The organism is Carnimonas bestiolae (assembly GCF_051251145.1).
GTDB classification, from domain to species: Bacteria; Pseudomonadota; Gammaproteobacteria; order Pseudomonadales; family Halomonadaceae; genus Carnimonas; species Carnimonas bestiolae.
The window spans coordinates 364,813-388,556 of the sequence record NZ_JBPCZK010000002.1 but is presented as its reverse complement, the minus strand read 5'-3'; the positions used below and the strand labels follow the sequence as shown (position 1 = coordinate 388,556).

The following is a 23,744-nucleotide window of genomic DNA, read 5'->3' as shown; positions in this document are numbered from 1 at the left end:
CTGAATGCGCTTTACCGCTTGGGCAAGGACCCGGAAATCAAGCTGTTGCTTGAGCAGAAAGATCCCACCCAATTGGCGCGCTATCAGCGCTATTTGAACGCGATTGAAGGAGCACGCCGAGATCGGCTTGAAGCACTGGCCAAGCTCAATGACAAGATTACCGCCAATCGCGACGAGACCCAGCAACAACAGCAGCGCTTGGACAAGCTGATTGCCGCACAACGTGACAATGAAAAAACACTCACCGCGCAGCAGGCGCAGCGCCAGAGTGTGCTGAAAGAACTTAACCAGAGTTACAGCAGCGCCCAATCACGTCTAAGCGATCTAGGCAGCCAGCGCGATCAGGCTGAGCAAACGCTGGCGCGCATTGAGCGTGAGGTCGCGGCCGCACGCGCAGCCGCCGCACGCCGCGCCGAGCAACAGCGCAAACAGGCCGCCGAGCGTCGCCGCCGACAGGCCGAGCAAGAGCGCCGCGCCCGAGAAACGGCCAAATTAGCTGAATCTCAGCGCAAAAAAGCTGAGCAGGAGCAACAGCGACAAGCTGAGCAACATCAGCAGCAGCCAGCCGAGCAGCCTTCTCATAGCGTGCCGGATACCACCACGCCTACACCGCCACCGAAACCAGCAGAATCGCAGAATAGCGATACTCATCAGCTGACAGCGGAAGAGATGAGTGCGGAGGCGCCGTCAACCGCGAGCGAGCCTGAGACGCCTTCTCCTGCGCCCACCAGTGCAAGCAGTAGCGAGGATGCACCGCGTAGTCTACCGGGCGCCCGATGGGCCGGAAGGTGGCCAATCAATGGTGTGGTGGCTTCTGGCTATGGTCAGGGCGAGGGTATCAACAAGAATGGCATCATGCTCAGTGCGCCCGAAGGCACGCCAATCCACGCGCTGCGCGCAGGACAAGTAGTCTTTGCCAGCTGGCTGAACGGCTTCGGCTATCTCGTGATTCTCGATCACGGCAGCAGTTTGTCAGTGTATGCGCATAACCAGCGCAACTCGGTATCGGTGGGTGACAGCGTTAAACGTGGCACCGTTATTGGCAACGTAGGCGATACCGGCGGTCTTTCCTCACCGGCACTTTATTTCGAAGTGCGCCGCGGAGGACGGCCTATCAATCCCAATGCCTGGGTAACCGCCTCACACTGATGACAGCCCAGCATTCATCATCATTCAGATGCGTGCTGGGATCGCCTTGGTTTGCACCACTTTGGAAGCCGACTGTGCGCTCGATACCATTACTTCCTTCCGCGGCTTTATCGCTAATACTGCTATCGACCGCGGCATGCGCTGACAATGCAACCATCCGCTCGAATGCCGATGACCACGCCATTCCCGCCGAACAGATGCGGTTATTTATCGACGCGTATCAACGCATTCAGCAACACTACATAGAACCGGTTAACAGCCAGCAGCTTATTACCGGTGCGATTCGCGGCATGGTCGCAGAGCTGGACCCGCACTCTGCCTACCTTGATGCCGAACAACTCGCCGCCCTGCGCGACCAGACCAGCGGCTCTTTTTCAGGCGTTGGCATGCAACTGGGATTAGAGCAGGGGCATATCAGCGTGGTATCAACCACGCCTCACGGCCCTGCCAGCAAAGCCGACATCAAACCACATGATTGGCTTGTTGCCATCGACCAGCAGTCCACCGAGAGCATGGGGCTGACCGGTGCCACCGATAAACTGCGAGGAGAAACCGGCAGCCAGGTAAGTCTGACGCTGCGGCGCGACGGTTCATCCCGCCCCTTCACGATTACTCTGGCGCGCGATCGTATTCGCACCGATAGTGTTACCACCGAGCATTTGAATCGTACGATGGCGATGGTGCGCATCGACGAGTTTCAAAACGATACCGGCGACGAATTGCACAACGCACTCGAGCAACTGGCACAGCAGCCTCTCGACGGCCTTATACTTGATCTGCGCGGGAATCCCGGCGGAGTGCTGGATGCAGCAGTAGATGTCACCAGCGAATTCGTCGGCAGCGGCACTGTTGTCTATACCCAAGGCAGAAATGCCAGTGACACCCGTTATTATCGCGCTACTGGGCATCCTTCTCTGATTCATACCCCGATGGTTGTGCTGATCGACGGTGGCACCGCCTCCGCCGCCGAGATTGTTGCCGGCGCACTGCAGGACCACCATCGCGCCGTCATCCTTGGCACCGATAGCTACGGCAAGGCATCCGTGCAAGCCATCCAGCCGCTTACCGATGGCAGCGCCCTGAAACTCACCACTGCCCGCTATTACACCCCTAACGGCCGCTCCATACAGCTCGACGGCATAGCTCCCGATGTTCATGCCACCGCCGCCACCGTCGAAGAACTCAACAACGACAATGTTTCACGTGAAACAAATTTGGACCGACACCTGAACAATCCTGGCACCGGCAGCTCTGAAATACCCGCAGATGAAACGATAAATCCAATGGTCAGCTCCGACTTCCAGCTTCGAGAAGCAGTCAATTTATTGAAGGGAATCAAAGCGGTAAGGATGTTGGGAGAGTGATTTTGGCGTTTTTACCGGTGGGCTGATTCGAGAGCCTGCGCAGGGCTTTACTGTTAGCGTCTTTTCAAACGTTATTTTATTAATATCGAAGGGGACCTTGCAGGCCCCCTTCACCCCCGCCTGCGTCAGGCGCGTCAGACCATCCACTTGCAAAACCACGCTGCAAGCGGATGATTCCGCGCCTTCCTTACGAAGTTTGCATATGTCGGTAGCTAGTCACGCTAAGCGTTCTATTTGCCAAGGCATGACAGGCCATTGAATGTGTGCGCTGTGCGTGCACAGCGACATCACATTCGGGGCGCTTCCATGAGCGGGAGAGCGCGAGAGGGACAAGGTTCCTCTCGCATTTAAAGAAAAGGTTTGGTTTGAAAAGACGCTAACAGTAAAGCCCTGCGCAGACTCTCAAATAAGCCACCCGACTAAGCCGCCAACACCGAAAAACTGCGCAAGACTCCCGCATCAGTCCAACAAAACGCCCACAGCCCAAACATAACGCTAGACGCTAAATTCATATCCCCCCTTGCGCGGGCGAAACACGTTGTGGTGTGCTGGGGCCGTGGTAAACAAGCATTAACAATAACTACAATTAGGTGATTCATGGCTTCCGACAACACAAGGCGCGGTTTTCTGCGCTCTTCTCTCGGCGCTTCAGCATTAGCGCTTTCTTCGGGTTTTCTGGGCGGAGGTGCTGGTCTGACATCGGCTCCCGCGGTCGCCGCTGAAACAGGCACGCGTTTTGCGCGCGCTGGCACGTTCATTAACTACAATGAGAATCCATTAGGTCCCTGTGAATCCGCACGTGAGGCGTTGCGTGAGATTATCGCTGAGTCAGGTTTTTATCGCTTCGATTTGATCGAACAATTGCAGCACGCGGTAGCGGATAGCATGGGCGTTAGCGTTAACCATGTGCAGTTGCAGCCTGGCTCTGGATGGACATTGCTGTTTGCGCCGCAGGCATTCACCTCAGCGAGTAAATCGCTGGTGACGGCGGATCCTGGTTACGAAGCCTGTGAACAGCAAGCTAAAATGAGCGGCTCTCCGGTACACCGAGTAGCGCTATTGCCCAACGGCGCTCACGATATTGACCGCATGTGTAGCTTCCCTGATGCCGGGCTTATCTATATCTGCAATCCTAATAATCCTACCGGCACCATTACGCCCCGCTCCGCCATTATTTCAGCGTTGAAAAAGAAGCCCCAAGGGGCTGTACTGATGGTGGACGAAGCCTATATCCACTACTCCAATGAGCAGTCTGTCGCCGATCTGGTTGCTTCGCATCCTGATTTAATTGTTATCCGCACCTTCTCGAAGCTGTATGGAATGGCAGGATTGCGCTGCGGATTTGCCGTTGCGCAACCAGCGCTTCTGGAGCGACTGAAGCGCCAAGGAGAAGACGTCGTATCAGTGACGGCCGCAGTCGCGGCCTTAGCCAGCCTCAAGCAGCCCGATTTGGTAGAGCAGCGTCGTAGCTACACTGCCAGCGTACGCGGCGAAGTACTCGCATGGCTACGTCAGCGAGGAGTGCGGTGCACTGACTCGCATTCCAACTGCTTCATGATGCGCACTGGCCGACCTGGTGCCAGCGAAGCTGCTGCATTAGCTGAGCACGGCGTGCACGTAGGACGCGCATGGCCCAGTTGGCCTGATTGGGTAAGGGTGTCGATAGGCAGCCGTGAAGACATGGAAGCGTTCAAACGAGCCTTTGTCGCGGCGCAAAAACAGCCAGCGCCATCCAATGCCTCAACGTCGACCACCGCAATGCGGCTTTGTCGCGCTGCCGCGTTAGCGTGATTGGCGTCTTTAGCGCGAGGCTAATTCTGAATCCTGCGCAGCCTTTCACTGGTGGCGTCTTAGCAAACGTTATTTATTGATATATGAAGGGGACCTTGCAGGCCCCCTTCACCCCCGCTGTCGTCAGGCGCGTCAGACCATCCACTTGCAAAAATGCGCTGCAAGCGGATGATTCCGCGCCTTCCCTACGAAGTTTGCTGTGCTGATGATTTACCAAGGCCTGACAGCCCATTGAATGTGTGCGCTGTGCGTGCACAGCGACATCACATTCGGGGCGCTTCCACAAGCGGGAGAGCGCGAGAGGGACAAGGTTCCTCTCGCATTCAAAGGAAAGGTTAAGTTTGAAAAGACGCTAACAGTGAAAGGCTGCGCAGGATTCAGAATGAGCTCACGATGAGGACGCTGATAGCGAAAGCCCGCGCAGGATCCCGAACCAGACCACCGGTGAAAACGCCGACGGTGAAAACCTGCACAGACCGCGAATAGGCCACCGAGTAAACCACCTATATCGCAAACTTCATATAAGGAAGGCGCGGAATCATCCGCTTGCAGCGCATTTTTGCAAGTGGATGGTCTGACGCGCCTGACGACAGCGGGGGTGAAGGGGGCCTGCAAGGCCCCCTTCGAATATCAATAAATAACGTTTGAAAAGACGCTAACAGTGAAAAGCTGCGCAGGATTCAGAATGAGCTCACGATAAGGACGCTGATAGCGAAAGCCCGCGCAGACTCAGGAATGAGCCATCTCCAACCATTCACCGTGCGGTAAGCGCTAAGCGCGCGGCAAAGGCGACAAATACGCCGCCGGTGACGCGGTCCATCCAGCGCACCAGTGCGCCTTCGCGCAGTCGACGCCCCAGCGGACGTGTAGCGGCGATCAGCAGCCCGCACCAAATTATCCCCAGCAGTACGTGAATACTTGCCAACATCATGGCGTAGCCTGCGATCGATGCGCCTTCGGGAATAAACTGTGGCAGAAAAGAGACATAAAACACGCCAACCTTGGGGTTAAGCACATTGGAGGCCAGCCCTTTCAGCAGCCAACCGGTACCGCTGCGCGTTTGCGGTCGCCCTTCGGTGTGGAACGATTGCCGTGGTCTCAGCAGCATTCCAATTCCTAACCATGCCAGATATGCAGCACCTACCCATTTGAGCAGGTGATAGGCAAGCTCGGAGGCCGTTAACAGTGCTCCTAGTCCAGCGGCCACTAACGCGCCCCAACACAGCAGCCCGAGGTTGATACCCAGCGCAGCAAATATTGCCTGCCTGGCCCCCTGAACCAGCGAAGTACGCAATATCAGTGCTGTATCCAGACCGGGAGTCATCACCAGAAGCAGTACCGTGCCCGTGTACACCCACAACATCGATGACATACCCCCTCCCCGCTACTCATATCGATAAAAGAATGCAGTGGCATTCAGTATAGAGGGGAATGCGCGCGCATCGAATGCATATTGGGTAGTAGAACAGGGAGATCGAGCCCCGTTGGCGAACAAGATGCCCATGCTAGAGTCCCGCCGCGCGAGTGGGATAGAACCACGGGCATTGGATAGCGGCCGCCAGCTTGAGAGAGGTGTGGCATCGAGAAATGTTGGCGCGCGACCGGTGGCGCTGCACAAGCGATGACAGCAAAAGGGATATTGCGAGCGCTGGCACTAACGACGGTCGCAGAAGGATTCCATGAAGCCCTCTGCGGCCCGATCACAAGGGAAAAACGCATTGATTGTGTGCCACTGGTGTTTCACGCGATACAGTGCACGCGCGAATTCAACAGCGCAGTCACACAGGTAGACCGCGCATCGCCTTTAGCGTCAGGAGGAGGCGTTCTTCTTCATTCGCTCGGGCAAATCGTGACGATACCCCAGCGCTTGCTGAATCATCACCTGCTTGACCGGCGTGAAGCGATTAACGCTGCGCAGCCCCACATTACGCGCCAAGCGCACTAGAGGCTGACGACTACCGAAACCGAGCCGGAAACCGTCCATCAGCTTGATCATGGCGCTATTATCCATGCGGCGACGGCGGCCGTAACGCTCCAGCACACGCTCGTCGCCCAGCGCTGCACCGCGTCGATGCGCACGCGCCAGTTCTTCTGCTAGTACTGCCACATCCAGAAACCCCAGATTGGCTCCCTGACCAGCAAGCGGATGCAAGCTGTGCGCGGCGTCACCCACTAACGCCAGCCCCGGCAGCGTGTACCGACGCACGTGGCGCTGTACCAGCGGGAAAGCGGCACGACTCTGAAGCTCAAGGATATTTCCCACGCGCCCCTCGAACGCTTGCTGAAGCGCAGCAGCGAACTGGTCGTCATCGAGTGCCTGCAAACGGTTAGCTTCATCGCTGTCGGCAGACCATACAATTGAGGACCAATATTCACCTTCCACCGGTGACGCAATGGGCAGAAATGCCAGCGGACCGGTGGGTAAGAACACCTGCCGCGCCGTATCGTTGTGGCTATGCTGGTGACGAACGCTGGCGACGATTGCCTGCTGTCCCGTGGGATACTCATTGACGTCAATCGCTGCCATGCGACGCACCATTGAACGCCCACCGTCCGCCCCCACTACTAACGGCGCAACCACTTTGGCTCCGTTCTCCAGGGTGAGCGAGCGCTTACTTTCGGAGTGGGCGCGTGGTGCATCAGGCTGTTCATACCACTCGAGCGATGTCACCTGTTGGCCGAACAGGCGGGTAATCTTCTCATGCTGTTCCAGCGCTTCGTTCAACGCGTCGATGATGGCGCTGTTTTCGACGATGTGTCCCAGCTCACTGGCAGCGACCTCACTGGCCGAGAAATTTATCTCCCCCAGGCCCTCGCTGTCCCACACCTGCATATGCTGATAAGGCGCTGCGCGGCGCTTAACGATTCCGGGCCACACTCCCAGCGACGTAAACAATGCACGAGAAGCCGCGGTAATGGCGCTAACGCGGTTATCGAGCTGAGCCTCTTTCCAACGAAGTGAATACTTACCAGCATCGATGAGCGCTACGCTGATACCCGCTTCTGCAAGCAACAGCGCCAAGGTCGCGCCGACCATTCCCGCCCCCACGATCGCCACGTCGCTTTCCAACACATTCCGGGAAGAGTGCGCGCTTTGCTCGTTCATCTGACACCTCTCGATTAACCGCTACCACCACTGAAATATCTGCGTTTGCCACTACTGCCGAACTAGCGCTCGATACCCATCGCCCGACGCGTCAGCCCGCGACGTATCGGACCAAGCAAATTCAAACCTATTAACCCCAAGGCACGAGCATGGGAAAGCAGCGGATTATCGATGCCAAACAGCTCGACCAGGCCATGGCTGGCCTTAACCATCACATCACGGTCGAGCGCACGTCGCCGTTCGAAATCATGCATCACCGTTGCTTCTCCGCCCCGCAGCCCTTGTGCCAGCGCTTTCTCCAGCGCATCGCGCAGGTCGATAACACCACGCAGCGCGAGATTGAAGCCCTGCCCTGCTACCGGGTGCATGGAATGCGCGGCATTGCCAAGCACCGCCAGATGCGGCCTGACTTGTTCACGCGCCTGAACCAACTGCAGGGGATAAATACTGCGTGTGCCAATGCGAGTAAAACGCCCCAATCGATCACCGAAAAAGCGCTGAATTTCAGCGAGCAGTTGGGCATCGCTAAGCGACTCTAACTCAGCCAAACGTTCTGGAGCGCGCGTCCATACCAGCGCCATGCGCTGGCCATTAAGCGGCAACAGCGCCATCGGGCCGCGCGCATCGAAACGTTCGTAGGCAACACCATGGTGAGGGCGGGAAATTTCCAGCGTACTGATCAATGCACTCTGCTGATAGTCGTGAACAGCGCTTTCGATGCCCAGCAGCTTTTTGAGCGGTGACCGACCGCCGTCGGCGAGCACCGTCAACCCTGCCTGCAGGGTGTCGCCGTTATCCAGGGTCAGTTGGTGGCCGTCTTGCACTGGCGTAATCTGCTCTACCCGAGCAGGACAGCGCCACGTCAGTGGCAGTGTTGCCATACGCTGCATCAGCACCTGCCCCATCCACGCATTAGGCACCACATAGCCAAGCGCCTCGGTGCCCATCTCGCGATCGTTGAGACGCGCAGCACCAAACCGACCGCGCTCGGCGATGTGCACCTGATGAATAGGGCAGGCTTCACTTGCCAGCCCCGCCTGCTCATCATTGTGCTGCCACAGCCCCATTCGTTCGAAGTGCAGCCGCGTGCCATAGGCCAACGCGCTGGAACGCTGATCGAAACTGGGCTGCCACGTGCGCTTTTCAAGAGAGATGGCGGCCGCCTCAATCACGACCACGCGCAGATGGTACTGCTCGATCAATTCAGACAGCGAGGCTGCCAGGCTGGCACCCACCAAACCGCCGCCAACGATGGCAATATCGAACCGCTCCATTCGTTGCTCTCCCTCAAAATGAATCAATGCAGCTGCGAAGATGACTGATCATCATCCTTGTACACCCGCGGATTGCCCGGATGACACTCGAGATAAAGCGTCAACGCGGTGACGCGCACGTGCTCGTAAAGCGCCAGCAGGTCGTCTTCGCTCTCGCTGTCGTCAGTAACGCCCTCGTCGAGATCAAGGGCGCCGATTTCTGCCATCGCCTCGATTGCCTCGCGCAGCGGTGCCGACCAGCTATCGTCGATGCCGAACTCGTCGATCACTTCAGAGAAGCCCAGCGCCCACATCTTTAGGCTTTGAGCACGTTCGGGAACAGAGAATAGCTCATCAGGCAGCAGCGGCTCGAAGTCTATCTCTTCGTCGGCGAGCTGGTGGCGCGCCTGACTGCGCCAGCCTAGCAGCACCTCGGCATCTTCTCGGTCGTGGGGCTGCTCTACCCCCAGCACGGCGCAAATTTCTTGCAGCCACTCGTCACTGGCGGTGTCCTGATCATCGGTCGCCAGCGTTAGCGATGCCACCATTCGTCCGTCGAAAAACGACGGCGATGACAGCGAGCCATAGCGCAAGAAAAGATCGGCGATATCGGAAAATTCAATGGCGTTTTCTGCGCTACTCGAGTCGTTGTTCATGCGATCCTCTTGATTGCCCTACCGCTGCCGATTGATTGCGTGCAACGGTCAAGGCCACGCCGATAGTGAAAACGTTTTCCGCGCATCCGCGATTGCGGAGCACAGCGCTCGTTAAGCACCCACGTGGCTGCTATAGTAAGCCCCTAAAAGAGACTTGGCGTTAGAAATGTGCGCGGCACATCAGCGCGCCCAGAATACCATTTCCCGTGACGTAGTGGTCGCCTCAGACCTCCTGACGCCGCTTAGCCAACCCAGGAGCCTCGCATGAGTGACGCCCCCCAAAGCACTGTCGAAGTTACTCTACTTGGCAAACGCTACACGTTCCGCTGCACCAAAAAGCAGTCTGCCGGACTTGAGCGCGCTGCACGCTATCTCGACCAGGCACTTACTGGCGTGCGCGAGCACAGTCAGACCAAGGATGATGGCAAGGTCGCGATCATGACCGCGCTCAACATCACCCACGAAATGCAGCAGCAAATGGAAGAGAAGAAAAAGCTCGAGAAAGAAGTAGCGGCGCTCACCGAGCGCATCGAACAGGCGCTGGCGCGACCGGGCGCCAAAGACGACGACAGTTCGCAATAAAGCAGTAACGCCAGCAACACCGTGTCAAGTCTGTTGTGCCGCCATGCATCTGATACAATGGCGATGTTCTCTGGGGTGTACGTGAGTTGTCATCGTCCCTCGAGCCTATGCTTTACCCTCGGGAAGCTTGCTAGCCGGGGCTGTGTGCATGTCCGTGCGTCGGAACGCCTGAGGCCCCGACTGTGGCTTCCCACCTGAACCAGTAGGTTCAGGGCCAGCACAACAGCGGCACTTCGGAGAACCCTCATGATTCCCCCTCGTTTGTCGACGCCCAGCAAACGCACGCGCCATCAAACGCGCTCAGCGCAAACGCTATTCTCGGCGCCTCGCTTTCACTTGCCCGTTACCGAGAACGTGAGCTATTCGCCGCTGCCCACTGACAGCGACAGAGCTTCGCTACGTCGCCAGTTGCGCCTGCGCCGACGCTCTCTTACGCCTGCCTATCAGCGCCGCGCCGCACAGCGGCTTGCCCAGCGCATGCTGGCGAGTCCCGCACTGTTAAAGGCACGGCATGTTGCGCTGTATCTTCCTCACAACGGCGAAATCAACCCCACGCCACTAATAACGACGCTGCACCGACGCGGCATAGCGCTGTACCTTCCGGTGCTACGCCCCTTCACCGCTAACCAGCTGTGGTTTGTGCGCCTCACACCGGCCACGCGCTTGACCGCCAATCGATTCGGCATTTTAGAGCCCCTCACCCGCGACGCAGCCTATCCCAAACGCCGTATTCCGGCCTGGGCGCTTAGTGCGCTGCTGGTGCCCTTGGTAGGGTTTGATCGCTATGGCGGACGCTTGGGTATGGGCGGCGGCTTCTACGACCGTACGCTGGCATTCACGCGGAATAGCGATGGCGCTCGCCCCATGCTTTTCGGCGTCGCCCACGACGAGCAAGAAGTCGTCCGTATTCCAATGAATAATTGGGATGTTCCGTTGGATGCAATTGTTACTCCCCGCCACTGGTGGCAGGCAAACCAATCGTCAGCACGCAGCACAGAGCCGCAAGGAAGGTCGTAAGGAACAAGGGGGAATCAGCAGCATAACGCTGCTTGCAATGCGTACGCTGGCAACCATGGCGTTACCACCACGAACCATTGCCGAAGCGTTTGCTTTCAGAGGAACCGGGCGTTAGAAGCTGCCCAGCATAGCCTGCGCATAGCCCGTTGCGACCATACCTACACCGAACACTACAAACAGAATGACCATCAGGTCAGGCTTACGTTTTTTCATTATCGTTCACTTGATCGGCTATCTCACGTGCCGCTATACATGGCACTTACTAAGCTACGACGATAAAGTAGACCACAATCGCAGAATTTTTCCACGTGTAAAATTTACCAACGCGTTACGTCGTGTAATCGCCCTCTGCGCCACATGCACCGGTTGCCCTACCACCACGACAACACAGCGCCATTACTTACCAAACGACCGAACACCATGACTTCAGCTTCCGCTCCCGAAAAACTGACTCTACGACGCCCCGACGACTGGCACCTTCACTTGCGCGACGGCGCCATGCTGAAGGCGGTGTTGCCAAGTTCAAGCGCTCACTTTGGTCGCGCGATCATTATGCCTAACCTGGTGCCGCCGATTACCAGCGTCGATGCAGCCATCGCCTACCGCGAGCGCATTATTGCGGCAATTCCTGCCACAGACGACTTCACGCCTCTAATGACCTGCTACCTCACCGATACGCTCAGTGCCAACGAGCTGGAACGCGGCCACCGCGAGGGGGTATTTACCGCAGCCAAACTGTATCCGGCCAACGCTACGACCAATTCGAGCCACGGGGTCAGCGATATCGCCAATATTCATCCGCTGCTAGAAACCATGCAGCGCATCGATATGCCGCTGCTCATCCACGGTGAAGTAACGGCTCCCGATATCGATATCTTCGATCGCGAAGCGCGCTTCATTGAGAGCGTGCTAGAGCCCTTGCGGAAACACTTCCCAGCGCTGCGCATCGTGATGGAACACATTACCACCCGCGACGCCGCTGACTATGTGCAAGCGGGTAATGAATACCTGGCCGCAACCATTACCCCGCAGCATCTTCGCCATAACCGCAACGACATGCTGGTGGGAGGTATCAAGCCCCATCTTTACTGTCTGCCGATTTTGAAGCGCAACGTTCATCAGCAAGCGCTGCGTGCACTGGTCGCCAGCGGCTTTGAGCGCGTCTTCCTGGGCACCGATTCGGCACCGCATCCTCGCCACGCGAAAGAGAACACCTGTGGCTGCGCAGGCGTATTCAATGCCCCTGCCGCGCTTGGCGTTTATGCTGAAGTCTTCGAGGAAGAGCAAGCACTCCAGCATCTGGAAGCTTTCTGCTCGCTAAACGGGCCACGCTTTTACAAACTGCCGGTCAATCAGGGCACCATCGATTTGGTGCGCCAGGAAACTCATTACCCCGACACCATGAGCGAAGGCGATACGCTGCTGCATCCGTTCATCGGTGGCGCCAGCACCCGCTGGGGTGTTGATACGACCGCTCAATAGCAGCGAGCGCTAGCGCGCCGTTACGCTATAAACAGAAGGCGAGCACCAAGTGCTCGCCTTCTGTTTGATCGCCCCCTGCGCAACGCAGGCGGCGGCGCCTGCCCAACGGCTACGGCAAATCTTCCGGATCTCTGGTAGAGAGTACCGGAATGGGCGATGCACGAACTACCCGCTCCGCAGTAGACCCTAGCAGCACGCGTCGTAGACCTCTGCGCCCATGCGTCCCCATGATGATCAGATCGGCCTTGATACGCTGCGCTTCTTCAATAATTGCCTCATCGGGCAATGATGCCTGGATAACGCGCGTTTCTATCTTGCCTGGCTGAACATCGTTCGATGAACGCAAATGGGTGTCAGTAAATTCATTCAGGCGACGAATCGCATCGTCCACGATTTCGCCATTGATAGTATCGGCATCCACCGAGTGAGCAAACAGCGTGCTTTCAACGCCCGAGCTGTGCGACAGCGGAAGCGCCACATTCACCACGTGAACGCTTGCGCCCGACAGCGATGATAGCGTCAGCGTCATCGCCGCAGCCTTCACCGAACCCTGTGAGAAGTCGGTGGCCAGTAAAATTGTATGCAGTTGCGCCATGAGCAAGCCCTCCGTGGATAAAGGTGGCGGCACTAAAAGCCACACACATTGCATGGCCTTGCCTACTATAGCGCCGAAACTGCTCAAATGGGTGCGTCATGCCGCCGCGCCAGACTTATCAATAGGTCTAAACAGACACAAAAAAACGATGTTTCACGTGAAACATCGCTCTCTTGATGAGCGGCTCAGCCGCTATGGCATTGCTTAGGCGCAGCGCCTGTGTACCGAACGGCCACTGCTCGGCAGATTATTGCAGGAACAGACTGTTGGCCGGGTTATCGCTTTCGTTCCAGTAGCTATAACCAATCTTGTCGAGGTGAGACTCAAGCCCTGCCAGCTCCTGCTGCGGCACCTGCATGCCTACCAGCACGCGGCCATAAGCGGCGCCGTGGTTGCGATAGTGGAACAGCGAGATATTCCAGCTTTCTGGCAGATGATCGAGAAAGTTGAGCAATGCGCCGGGGCGCTCAGGAAACTCGAAACGATACAGCGCTTCCTGCATCCCTGAGGGCGCATCGCCCGGCACGCGCCCGCCGCCAAGGTGCCGCACATGCAGCTTAGCCAGCTCATTATCGGAAAGATCCTCCACCGGATAGCCAGCGCCCTTTAGCGCTTCGATCACCGCATTGCGATCAGCTTGTCCGGGCACGACCTGTACGCCCAGGAAAATGCGCGCATGCTCAGGGTTAGCGTAGCGATAGTTGAATTCGGTGACCATCCGCTCGCCAATTACCTGACAAAAGCGTTTGAAGCTGCCCGGCTGCTCGGGAATAGTGACGGCCAGAATGGCTTCACGCTGTTCACCAAGCTGGGTGCGCTCAGCAATGTGCTGAAGACGATCGAAATTGGTGTTAGCGCCTGAATTCACACAAGCCAGCGTCTTGCCTTCCAGACCTTCGCGCTGTGCGTATTTTTTCAGCCCCGCTAGCGATACCGCACCCGATGCTTCGGCAAGCCCGCGAGTATCTTCGAAGATATCCTTGACCGCCGCGCAGATTTCATCGGTCGACACCGTAATAACGCCATCCACCAGCGATTTAGCCAGTCGGAAGGGTTCTTCACCAATACGAGCCACGGCAACGCCTTCGGCAAATAGGCCGACCGCCGGCAGCGTGACCGGTTCACCTGCTTCGAGCGCTGCCTTGAAGCACGCAGCATCTTCAGGCTCCACCGCAATTACTTTGGTGTTGGGGCGCAAATATTTGATATAAGCCGCCATACCCGCCAACAGACCGCCACCGCCAACCTGCACAAATACGGCATCGATGGGGTCCTGATGCTGGCGCAGCAGCTCCATTGCCACCGTACCCTGCCCTGCAATTACATCGGGATCATCAAAGGGTGCGATATAGCTATACCCATGCTCGGCCTGAAGCTGCATCGCCCGCTCAAGCGCCGCATTGAACGCATCGCCATGCAGTACTACCTCTGCTCCTCGCGCACGCACCGCTGCCACTTTGATATCGGGCGTAATCCGCGGCATCACGATAATGGCCTTGATACCCATTTGCTGAGCGGCCAGCGCAATACCCTGTGCATGGTTACCCGCCGACGCAGTAATAACACCTTTGCGTTTCTGCTCATCGGTGAGCTGCGCCATGCGGTTGTAGGCGCCACGAATTTTGAACGAGAAGACTGGCTGCAGGTCTTCCCGTTTAATCAGAACCGTATTGTTCAAGCGCTGGGAAAGGAAGGGAGCTGAAGAGAGGGGGGTCTCAATAGCGGCACCGTATACGCGAGCATTAAGAATCTTTTTGACATAGCTCGCTACATCGCTGGTGGCATCGCTACTGGACTTCGAACTGTCTGACATAAACGTGTTCCGGTACAAGAACGGCAAAATTGCCGGCTTCTCGGGAGATAAAGAGAGAAAATGAGTGAAGCCAACACCGCTTAACGGCACCAACGCTGCTATGAAAAAGCCGCTGCAGCTGGCCTTCTGGATGAGTGGCGCTCTGGAAAAGAATGAGCCGCGACCGCGTGGTGAATCGCCGCAGCGAAGCCTGAAAGCGGCGCATCTCGCTCGGCACCATCCCCGATGATAGGCGCTTATCGCGCTTTTTTACACCCTCGCACCTGGCATATATCCGGTTTTTCCTTTCCTTTGGGCAGCACGCTGCTTCACCCGATGTGAAACGACCTTGCATGCGACCCGCAAACGTCGCTTCATACTCGCGAGCGTTTTATACTGAAGCCAATGGAAGTTGCCCTGAACACCACAACATAAGGTGAAGCTCAGGAAACAGCGCGTGATGCACGCCGGTAGCGCCAGTGACGATTACTGCACCGCCCATGCAACGCCCACCCAAGTGCTGTTCAGACAGCGCTAAAAAAGCGCAATGAGTGAGCTTCACACATTGTCGCACCACTATCGAACGTTACGTGTGCCGCGTAAGGCGGCATTCTGGAGCTTGAGATGTCAGCGCGGAGCAACGCCGCACAACGGCAAAACCAACTGAAACAAGCAGTCGCCGATGCCGCCATCGATGAAATTGCGCCACACCTCGCGGCCGATACCATTATCGGTGTAGGCACGGGCTCTACGGCGACGCTATTTATCAAAGCACTTGGTAAATTGAAAGATCGCTTCGCTGCAGCAGTGGCCAGCTCCGACGCCAGCGCCGAGCTACTAAAAGCGGAAGGAATAGACGTCGTCGATCTTAATAGCGCAGGCACGCTGCCCTTCTACGTTGATGGGGCTGACGAAATCACGCCTGACTTCGCAATGATCAAGGGAGGCGGTGCCGCATTAACACGCGAGAAGATTGTCGCCGCCGGCTCCACAACCTTCATCTGTATTGCTGACGGAAGCAAACTCGTGGACACGCTGGGCCAATTCCCGCTGCCCGTCGAAGTCATTCCCATGGCCCGCTCCTACGTCGCACGAGAGCTGGTCAAGCTTGGTGCGAACCCGATTTACCGCGAGGGCGTAACCACCGACAACGGCAACCAGATTCTCGATCTGTACAATTTCATGATCGAAGATCCCGTGGCCATGGAAGACACACTCAATGGCATTACCGGCGTGGTATGCAACGGGCTCTTCGCTCATCGCGGTGCTGATATACTGCTGCTGGGCCGGGAAGATGGCGTAGTGCGCAGCGAACGCCGCGCCAGCAAGGCCTAATCCATCGACAGGAGACTCTATGCGCCGCTTACTCAGCTATCCGTTGATTGCCTTGCTGCTGTGCTATGCCGACAGCGCACTGGCCAAACGTGAAGCTACCCCTGAAGCCATCGCCTACTGGCGTGCCAATGGTCCTTACTGGGTATTCGCCGCTGGCATCGTTAGCGTGTTGATCGTGCTGTTTATCGCCTGGACGTTAGCCAGAAGGGCCAAACGTCCCTAAGCACACTTGGCGACGAACGCATCCTTGCCGAAGCACCTTGAGCTCGCGTACTCACTGCTTATCGGCTCGATATGAAAAACGGGCCGTCTGATGGCCCGTTTTCTTACCCGCGTATACGATTCGCTCATCCGCCTAGCGTTGCTCAATACCGCCGTCCGCGCTCCACACCACGTAAGAATTGGCCGGAATGCGGCTACCTAGACCAAAGGATACCGGCACACGACTGCCCCGCTACAAAGAAGATACCACGTCGATCCAGCAGCCTAGCCCGCCTTGCTATTAGCCCTCATCCAGCGGCGCAAACAGCTCTCTTAGTGTTGCGGTATCGAACGACCAATCAAGGCCACTTTCTCCTTCCAACAGCGTATCGCTAAGCGCTGCTTTGCGCCGTTGAATAACGCGAATACGTTCTTCAACGGTGCCTCGGGCAATCAAGCGATAAACGAAGACCGTTTTGTCCTGGCCGATGCGGTGAGCACGATCGATGGCCTGGTTTTCTACCGCGGGATTCCACCATGGATCGAACAGAATAACCGTATCGGCGGCAGTCAGGTTAAGCCCCGTTCCGCCCACCTTCAGGCTAATCAGCATCAGTTGCGATTCGTGCGCTTGAAAAGCGCGCACCGGTTCACGCCGATCCTGAGATTCTCCGGTCAGCACCAGATAATCCCAGTCGCGCTCACTAAAGGCTTCTTGCAGCAGCGTTAGCACGCTGGTGAATTGCGAGAAGATCAGCACTCTGCGCCCAGCATCCAGCATCGGGCCCAGCATATCGATGAGCGCCTCGAGTTTGGCTGAATCCCCGTGCTGCCAGTGAGCGTCGAGTCGCTCGTCATCGCTGTGAGCGCCGTTTACCAAACGAGCATCGCAGCATATCTGCCGCAGCCGCAGCAGCGCCTCAAGCACCAGCATGCGGCTGGCATTCATGCCTTCCTTGTCGAGTCGCTCCTCGATGGACGCCAGCATGCGACTGCGCATCTCTTCGTAGCGCTCGCGCTGCTGCCCTTCCAGCTCGACCCTGACCACCATTTCGTTCTTGCTGGGCAGGTCAGCGGCCACCTCCTCCTTGGTACGCCGCAGCAAATAAGGCTCCAGACGTGCCAGCAGGAGCTCCAGCCGCGTGCGATCACCGCGTACTTCAATCGGTTGACGAAAACGCCGGTTGAACTCTTCCTGCTTACCGAGAAGACCAGGCATCAGACATTCGAACTGCGACCACAGCTCACCCAGGTGATTTTCCACCGGCGTGCCGCTCAGGCACAGCCGCATATTGGCGCGCAGCCGACGCGCCGCGGTGGCGGTACGGCTGGCAGGGTTTTTGAGCGCTTGTGCCTCATCGTAGACAACAGAGTGAAATACACGATCGACCAAAAGCTCGACGTCGCGCACCAGCACCGGGTAGGAGGTCAGCACCACGGCATATTGATCGATGCGGTGATAGTGCTGATGACGAGCGTTGCCGTGCAAGGTTAATACGGGAAGCTCGGGGGCAAAGCGGGTGAACTCATCCTGCCAGTTCGCTAGCAGGCTGGTTGGCACTACCACCAGCGAAGGTGAAGTTGCCGACGGCTGCTCGCCTAGCAGATAGGCAATCACCTGAACCGTTTTACCCAATCCCATATCGTCGGCCAACAAACCGCCCGCTCCGGCGCGCTGCAGCCGTTTCAGCCAGCCTAGCCCCTCGCGCTGATAGCCTCGCAGGGTAGCGTTTAGCTGGGTGGGCACCACCGTCTCAGCGGCATCCTTCTGCTCGCGCTGGAAACGCTTCAGCCACTCAACGACGCGTTGATCGGGCCATTCGATGTCGTCGTCCACTAGCGGCAGCAAGCGCTGTAGCTCAAGCCGTGACCAGCGCAGCGGTTCGCCTTCAATGAAGGCCGTCGGATCGAGCCGCAGTTCGGTGAATACGTCGAGCAATTTACGCAGCCGCGGATACGGCAGCGCGAAGCGCAGCGTCGGACGATCGAGTTCGGCGGGAAGCTCCAGTACCAACGCCTTGTTTTCATCGCGCGCACTCAACGCCTCGATGCTGAATCGCTGCGGATTGCGTGATATGGCCCGTGCCAACGCCGCGCGCAGATCAACGTCGAAGGCGCTGCCTTCCATATCGCGAGCGTGTACACCGAAGCCAATGTCCGTTGGAAACTGCTCGGGATCGAAATGCAGGTACCAGCCCTCTATCGAGGCGATATTGAAGGCGAAATCGGCCTGCATCACGATCTGCCAACCGGCATCACGCAGGGAGGCCAGTCCACGCCGGGCAAACGTCAGCCAACCGTTTTCGATGCCCATTTCGAAGGCTTCACCACAGGACTCGCTCAGCGCTTCGCTGCGACGCTTGGCGATTCTGAATCCCCATTCGCCCAGTCTATCTCGCGCACGCTGCTCACCACTGCGATCGCGACTGACCTGCCACGTCTGGTCGTCGTGCTTCACTGACACTGCACGCGGTGTTTCCCCCGACACCACCGCACCACCGTAATCGAACGCGAGTGCTGCACGATGCCGTTGGCGTACTACCATTCGCCCGCTGCGCGGCTGATACACGCGCTCGCGGCGACTGCCCAGCGTCAATCGCGGCACCATCGCAAACGCACTAGTGGTCGACTGCGCCAACGGCGGCGGCACCACACCGCCCCCTTCGATAATGCTCTGTCGCAGCGCTTCTGCTGCGTCGATATCAAACAGCGCACCATGGTACGCGGTGCGCATGGTGGCTTCGTCCAAGCCCGTGACCAGTGCGCCTATTTGTCCGTGATAGAGATCGAGATAGCAGGGAGGGAAGGTACTCAATACGCGTTGGAAGTGCTCGTCTGCATTAGCCGCCAGCCATTGCAGCTGGTAGTAATCCCCAGGACCGCTGGAGGGACGCCAATCGAATTTCACATGTCGGGGCTCGCCTTGGGTCAGGGCAAGGCCATCGACGTTGTGCAACGAGAAGCGTTGAGTGCTGAGCAGAAGCGCAAGGATGGTTTCAGCGCCGGTATCATCGAGCCGTAGCACCTCGGGGAGTTGCTGCTGCGCAGCCAACGCCACCAGTTCACGGTCGTGCTCTGTTAACGGCACATCCGTTAATGTCGGCAGATCGCTAAGCGCGATGCGCTCGACGCCTTCAATGGTACTGTCGCGCCGCTTGAATACCAGATAGCTCTCAACCAACGCTAGATCGTCGTGGCTATAGGGTGCCAACACATATTCCAGCGTCCCCGTGCCTGTATAACTCGACCCCATCTCAACATCCCGGCCAATCGCGAAAACCCATCATGCTAGGGTGTTTGTGGCAGTAGATACAAGCGAAACAGCGCCTATATGCACATAAAAAAACCGCTGAACGATACGTCAACGGTAGCAGGAAGGTACGCTAGCAACGAGGGCGCGGCGGTATTGGCGCGAGCGCGCTTTCGCTGATGAAGCTACTCACGGGCGGCCAGCTGCTGCTGCGCAGTGTATGCCTCAGCGGACAGCGGATGAACCATGGTTAGCAAGTGCTCACGTATGCGCTCGGCGGCGCCACGATTGCGCTCTACTACCTCGAAAGCTGCACTTCCCAATGCCTTGCGGCGCTCTGGATAGGCCAGCAGGGTATTAATCGCCGCGCCTAGTTCGTAGCCGCTCTCGACTTTTTCCAGGGCACCGTTAGCGCTCATTTCATCTGCGACTTCGGTAATGTTGGCGAGATGAGGGCCGCTGATAACCGGCAGCCCCAAGGCAGCCGGTTCCAGCAGGTTGTGGCCGCCCACCGGCACCAGACTACCGCCAACAAAGGCGATATCTGCGCTGGCGTATAGCGCAATCAGCTCACCCATAGTGTCGCCAACGTAAACGCTGACCGCTGGATCGATACGCTCATTAAGGCTGCGCCGCGCAATGCTCAGCACACCGAAGCGCGATTCGCAGCTTAGCGCCACATCGTCAAACCGCTGTGGATGGCGCGGCACGATAATCAGCAGCGCATTGGGGTGCTGCTCAAGCACCTCCTGATGCGCTTCCAATACGCTTTCTTCTTCACCTTCACGCACCGAAGCGGCCACCCACACCGGGCGCTCGCCAATCTGCTCGCGCAGTGCCTTGCCGGTAGCGACGGCTTCAGCAGGCACCACCACGTCATACTTGAGCGGCCCGGTAACGGTGATGCGCTTGGCCTCCATGCCGAGCGCGCGGAAGCGTTTGCCATCTTCGCCACTTTTTACCGCCACCCAGTTGATACGCTCAAGCATGTCACGTACCAGAATCTGGAAGCGCGCATAGCGATGGAAGGAGCGTTCGCTGATACGCGCGTTCACCATCACGATGGGCACCTGGTGATTGGCGGCCGCGTGAATAAGATTGGGCCACAGCTCGGTTTCTACGATCACTAGCAGCTCAGGGTCCAGGCGACGCACCATCCGGCGCGTGGCCTGAGGAAAGTCGAGCGCCACGAAGTGATGACTTACTTCGTCGCCAAACAGCGCGCTAACGCGCTCGCCACCGGTGGCGGTCATGGTGGTGACGACTACCTGATAGTCGGGGTTATCATCGATCAGGTTGCGAATAACCGGCGCTGCCGTCATCACCTCACCCACCGATGCAGCGTGCACCCACACCACCGGCTTATTGTTCGCTTTTTCGATCCAGCCCAACCGCTCGGCGCGCGAATGGCGCGGCAGCTGCTCGCGCCAGATACGCTTCCATACCAGCGGTGAGAGTGAATAAAGCAGCGTGTTATAGAGATGTCTGCCCACAATCAGGTCCGCGATTTGATCTTATTGATAAGGCCAGTGGTAGAGACGCCTTCTTCGAAATTCAGCACCTTCACTTCTCCGCCGTTGGCCAGCACCGCTTCATGCCCTGCAATTTCTTCCACGCGGTAATCGCCCCCTTTTACCAGCACATCAGGTAGCACTGCCTCAATCAGGCGCTGCGGCGTGTCCTCGCTGAAGGGGACGACCCAATCTACTGCGGCTAGTGCCGACAGTACGCGCATCCGTTGCTCAAGGGAATTCATCGGCCGGGTGGGGCCCTTCAACCGCTGCACCGAGGCGTCGTCGTTGACCGCCACGACCAGGCGGTCGCCCAACTGGCGGGCTTCTTCGAGATAGCCAACATGGCCGGAATGCAGAATATCGAAGACGCCGTTGGTCATTACTACGCGCTCGCCGCGCGCCTGTGCCGAACGCACCAAGCCTGCCAAGGCGGCTGCCCCGGTATCAGCGGAATCAATGCTGAAGCCATGTTCGTGCAGCGCGCCATACATCTCGGCCATGGTGAGCGTTGCCGTACCAGGCTTGGCCACAACCAGACCTGCCGAGAAGTTGGCCAGCCACAGCGCTTGCTCCATGGGCTTGCCCGCCGCCAGCGCCAGCCCAAGCACACCGATAACGGTATCGCCGGCACCGGTAACGTCGTAGACCTCTCGTGCGTGGGTAGGCAGATGCAGCGGTGCCGCTCCTTCACGAATCAGTACCATGCCGCGCTCGGACAGCGTAATCAGCAGCGCTTCAAGCGCCAGCGACTCGCGCAGTTGCTCACCTTTGGCGAACAGTTCAGCGTCGGTTTCCGAGCGCCCCATCACCGCCTCGAATTCGCTAAGGTTTGGGGTGATCAGGCTGGCCCCTTGGTAGCGCGAGAAATCAGTACCCTTGGGGTCGACCAGCACCCGCTTGCCCGCATCGCGGCCGGCTTGAATCAGCGCCTGCACATCCGACAGCGTGCCTTTGCCGTAGTCGGAAAGAATCATTAGATCGCAATCGCCGAGCGCTTGCTTCACCTGATGCAGCAGCGGTGCTTTATCGGCGTGGACCAGCGGCACTTCGAAATCGAGACGCAACAGCTGTTGGTTGCGGCTCATTACCCTGAGTTTGGTAATCGTGGGGATGTCGCTATTAACGTAGAAGTGCGGTGCGACGTTGTTTTTCTTCAGTGCGCTAGTGAGCAATTCGGCGTTTTCGTCATCGCCCACCACACCGACCAGCCCGGCATGGGCCCCTAAAGAGGCGATGTTAAGCGCAACGTTGGCAGCACCGCCGGGACGATCTTCTGCTTCATCGACACGCACGACCGGCACCGGTGCCTCGGGAGAAATTCGTGAGGCAGGCCCATGCCAATAGCGATCGAGCATGACATCGCCCACCACCAATACGCGCGCCGCATCCAGCGCATCTATGTCGAGTTTCACTGACTGTCTCCCGCGACGTGCGTTTGAGTATCCTGATAAAGCTGATCGAGCTGCGTGCATACGTCTTCGCTGGTAATCAGCGACATCGCATCGGGGTGGCGCACGCGCGCTCCCCAGGTAATCTGCTCCGGCGCTTTCTGCATATAAGTGCGTACAGCGTCGGGATAGCGATTGACCACGTAACGCTGCCACAAATAGGGCGCAGCGCGCTCCGGGTTGGTGGTGGCATAAAGCCCCACTACTGGCGTTCCCAAGGCATTCGCCATATGCACGGGGCCTGAATCGGGGGCGATTACCGCTCGCGCGGTTGCAATAACGGCCAGTACCCCTTTCAGCGACGTTTTGCCGAGCAAGCTAACCGGCTGCCCTTCGCCCAGGTGATGACACAACTCGCCGATACGCGCCACCATCTGCTGCTCGACGTCGCTATTACCGCCGGTCAGGAAGGTAGTAAGCCCATACTTACGCCAAGCGTGCTCGATTACGGCAGCGTAGCCTTCGGCCGACCAGTTTCGGTAGTTGCGCAACCGTGGATTGGCACAGGGGCTAATCACTAGCGCAGGGCGACCAGCCATCAGCGCATCGGCTTCCTGCTGTGCTGATTCGGGAATAGGCAAATCCCACCGTAGCTGCGCTAGCTCCTGCTGTGCATCCAGGCCCAAAGCACCGGCGAAATCCATGAACGATTCAAGCACGTGAGCATGGGCATGCGGCGCGATGCGGCGATTGGTAAACCAGGTTTGGTGGTCCTTGGCGCGCGCCTTATCGAAACCAAGGCGAATGTTCGCGCGAATACCCAGCGATAGTACGCTGGCCCTAAGCGATTGCTGCATGTGCAGCAAGATGTCGAAGCGCTGGCCTTTTAGCTGACGCCATAACGCCCGCATGCCCGCTAAGCCGGTGCTTTTGTCGTAAGCCAACAGCTCAATGCCATCAATCCCGCTGAGCAGGCTATATTCCGCCTTGCCTACAATCCAGGTGATATGCGCCTCAGGCCAGCATTTTGCCAGCGCGCGCACTGTCGGCACCAGGTTGCAGACATCGCCCAACGCTGAGAGCCTTAATACGCATATACGCTGCGGCGCTGCCGACAATAGTGAGTTGTTACTCAAAAAACGAGTCCCCATATACCGAAAGCGATGCGTTGCCAGTTCGCTACACGAGTATCACTGCTCAACACCCGTGGCTACCATTACGCATCGCCCTAAATACGTGCACTATAGGCGTGTGCTAGAAAGTACTGCC

The 23,744-nt window shown here is 57.8% G+C and carries 18 protein-coding genes and 1 other RNA gene; 9 read left to right on the top strand and 10 right to left on the bottom strand.

From position 1 onward, the window contains the following. From R84865_RS04980 to R84865_RS04970, 3 genes are all read left to right on the top strand, one after another. Nucleotides 1–1,149 (top strand): murein hydrolase activator EnvC family protein (locus tag R84865_RS04980; protein ID WP_435639001.1); only part of this gene is annotated, 1,149 nt, incomplete at its 5' end. Nucleotides 1,150–1,223: 74 nt separating this feature from the next. Next, on the top strand, nt 1,224–2,513 hold the full coding sequence (locus tag R84865_RS04975; protein WP_435639000.1) for a S41 family peptidase: 1,290 nt from the start codon (nt 1,224–1,226) through the stop codon (nt 2,511–2,513). A gap of 597 nt (nt 2,514–3,110) precedes the next feature. Beyond that, nucleotides 3,111–4,304 carry an aminotransferase class I/II-fold pyridoxal phosphate-dependent enzyme gene (locus R84865_RS04970; protein ID WP_435638999.1) on the top strand — a complete coding sequence of 398 codons (1,194 nt, stop codon included), beginning with the start codon at nt 3,111–3,113 and terminating at the stop codon, nt 4,302–4,304. Nucleotides 4,305–5,058: 754 nt separating this feature from the next. Here R84865_RS04970 and R84865_RS04965 read toward each other — a convergent pair. The 4 genes from R84865_RS04965 to R84865_RS04950 form a co-directional block, all read right to left on the bottom strand. Continuing rightward, nucleotides 5,059–5,676: a LysE family translocator gene (locus tag R84865_RS04965; protein ID WP_435632112.1), complete on the bottom strand. Its 618-nt coding sequence runs from the start codon at nt 5,674–5,676 to the stop codon at nt 5,059–5,061. A 438-nt stretch (nt 5,677–6,114) separates the two neighbouring features. Next, nucleotides 6,115–7,410 (bottom strand): UbiH/UbiF/VisC/COQ6 family ubiquinone biosynthesis hydroxylase, encoded by a 1,296-nt coding sequence (locus R84865_RS04960; RefSeq protein ID WP_435637268.1) that lies wholly within the window; start codon nt 7,408–7,410, stop codon nt 6,115–6,117. Nucleotides 7,411–7,472: 62 nt separating this feature from the next. Further along, nucleotides 7,473–8,684: a 2-octaprenyl-6-methoxyphenyl hydroxylase gene (gene ubiH / locus R84865_RS04955; protein WP_435638998.1), complete on the bottom strand. Its 1,212-nt coding sequence runs from the start codon at nt 8,682–8,684 to the stop codon at nt 7,473–7,475. 23 nt (nt 8,685–8,707) lie between these two features. Further along, a complete protein-coding gene (locus R84865_RS04950; protein ID WP_435638997.1) occupies nt 8,708–9,319 on the bottom strand; it encodes a UPF0149 family protein in 612 nt (203 codons plus the stop codon). A gap of 264 nt (nt 9,320–9,583) precedes the next feature. On the opposite strand from R84865_RS04950, the gene R84865_RS04945 reads away from it, so the two are divergent. The 4 genes from R84865_RS04945 to pyrC all read left to right on the top strand — a co-directional run bounded on the left by R84865_RS04945 (nt 9,584) and on the right by pyrC (nt 12,400). Further along, the gene (locus tag R84865_RS04945) at nt 9,584–9,901 is read left to right on the top strand and encodes a cell division protein ZapA (protein ID WP_435638996.1); all 318 of its coding nucleotides are present in this window, start codon (nt 9,584–9,586) and stop codon (nt 9,899–9,901) included. Between the two features lie 64 nt (nt 9,902–9,965). Beyond that, a non-coding RNA gene (gene ssrS, locus R84865_RS04940) (6S RNA) lies at nt 9,966–10,145 on the top strand. A 2-nt stretch (nt 10,146–10,147) separates the two neighbouring features. Further along, a complete protein-coding gene (locus R84865_RS04935) occupies nt 10,148–10,918 on the top strand; it encodes a 5-formyltetrahydrofolate cyclo-ligase (RefSeq protein WP_435637271.1) in 771 nt (256 codons plus the stop codon). 420 nt (nt 10,919–11,338) lie between these two features. After that, entirely contained in the window at nt 11,339–12,400 is a 1,062-nt protein-coding gene (pyrC, locus tag R84865_RS04930) for a dihydroorotase (RefSeq protein ID WP_435638995.1), read from the top strand. A gap of 109 nt (nt 12,401–12,509) precedes the next feature. Here the strand turns inward: pyrC and R84865_RS04925 are convergent, their stop codons facing one another. Both R84865_RS04925 and ilvA read right to left on the bottom strand, forming a co-directional pair. After that, a complete protein-coding gene (locus R84865_RS04925) occupies nt 12,510–12,995 on the bottom strand; it encodes a universal stress protein (RefSeq protein ID WP_435632105.1) in 486 nt (161 codons plus the stop codon). A 247-nt stretch (nt 12,996–13,242) separates the two neighbouring features. Continuing rightward, nucleotides 13,243–14,808 (bottom strand): threonine ammonia-lyase, biosynthetic, encoded by a 1,566-nt coding sequence (ilvA, locus tag R84865_RS04920; RefSeq protein WP_435632103.1) that lies wholly within the window; start codon nt 14,806–14,808, stop codon nt 13,243–13,245. A 603-nt stretch (nt 14,809–15,411) separates the two neighbouring features. On the opposite strand from ilvA, the gene rpiA reads away from it, so the two are divergent. Together rpiA and R84865_RS04910 are read left to right on the top strand one after the other, a co-directional pair. Then, a complete protein-coding gene (gene rpiA, locus R84865_RS04915; protein WP_435638994.1) occupies nt 15,412–16,122 on the top strand; it encodes a ribose-5-phosphate isomerase RpiA in 711 nt (236 codons plus the stop codon). A gap of 19 nt (nt 16,123–16,141) precedes the next feature. Further along, on the top strand, nt 16,142–16,345 hold the full coding sequence (locus R84865_RS04910) for a hypothetical protein (RefSeq protein WP_435632101.1): 204 nt from the start codon (nt 16,142–16,144) through the stop codon (nt 16,343–16,345). Nucleotides 16,346–16,624: 279 nt separating this feature from the next. Here the strand turns inward: R84865_RS04910 and R84865_RS04905 are convergent, their stop codons facing one another. From R84865_RS04905 to R84865_RS04890, 4 genes are all read right to left on the bottom strand, one after another. Further along, nucleotides 16,625–19,576, bottom strand: a complete 2,952-nt coding sequence (locus R84865_RS04905; protein ID WP_435638993.1) for a DEAD/DEAH box helicase — start codon at nt 19,574–19,576, stop codon at nt 16,625–16,627. A gap of 182 nt (nt 19,577–19,758) precedes the next feature. Beyond that, complete coding sequence (gene waaA, locus R84865_RS04900; protein WP_435632099.1) at nt 19,759–21,066, bottom strand: lipid IV(A) 3-deoxy-D-manno-octulosonic acid transferase; 1,308 nt, start codon at nt 21,064–21,066, stop codon at nt 19,759–19,761. 2 nt (nt 21,067–21,068) lie between these two features. After that, on the bottom strand, nt 21,069–22,499 hold the full coding sequence (gene hldE / locus R84865_RS04895; protein WP_435632098.1) for a bifunctional D-glycero-beta-D-manno-heptose-7-phosphate kinase/D-glycero-beta-D-manno-heptose 1-phosphate adenylyltransferase HldE: 1,431 nt from the start codon (nt 22,497–22,499) through the stop codon (nt 21,069–21,071). Next, on the bottom strand, nt 22,496–23,611 hold the full coding sequence (locus R84865_RS04890) for a glycosyltransferase family 9 protein (protein WP_435637277.1): 1,116 nt from the start codon (nt 23,609–23,611) through the stop codon (nt 22,496–22,498). The genes hldE and R84865_RS04890 overlap by 4 nt, the downstream gene beginning before the upstream one ends. Nucleotides 23,612–23,744: the final 133 nt, after the last annotated feature.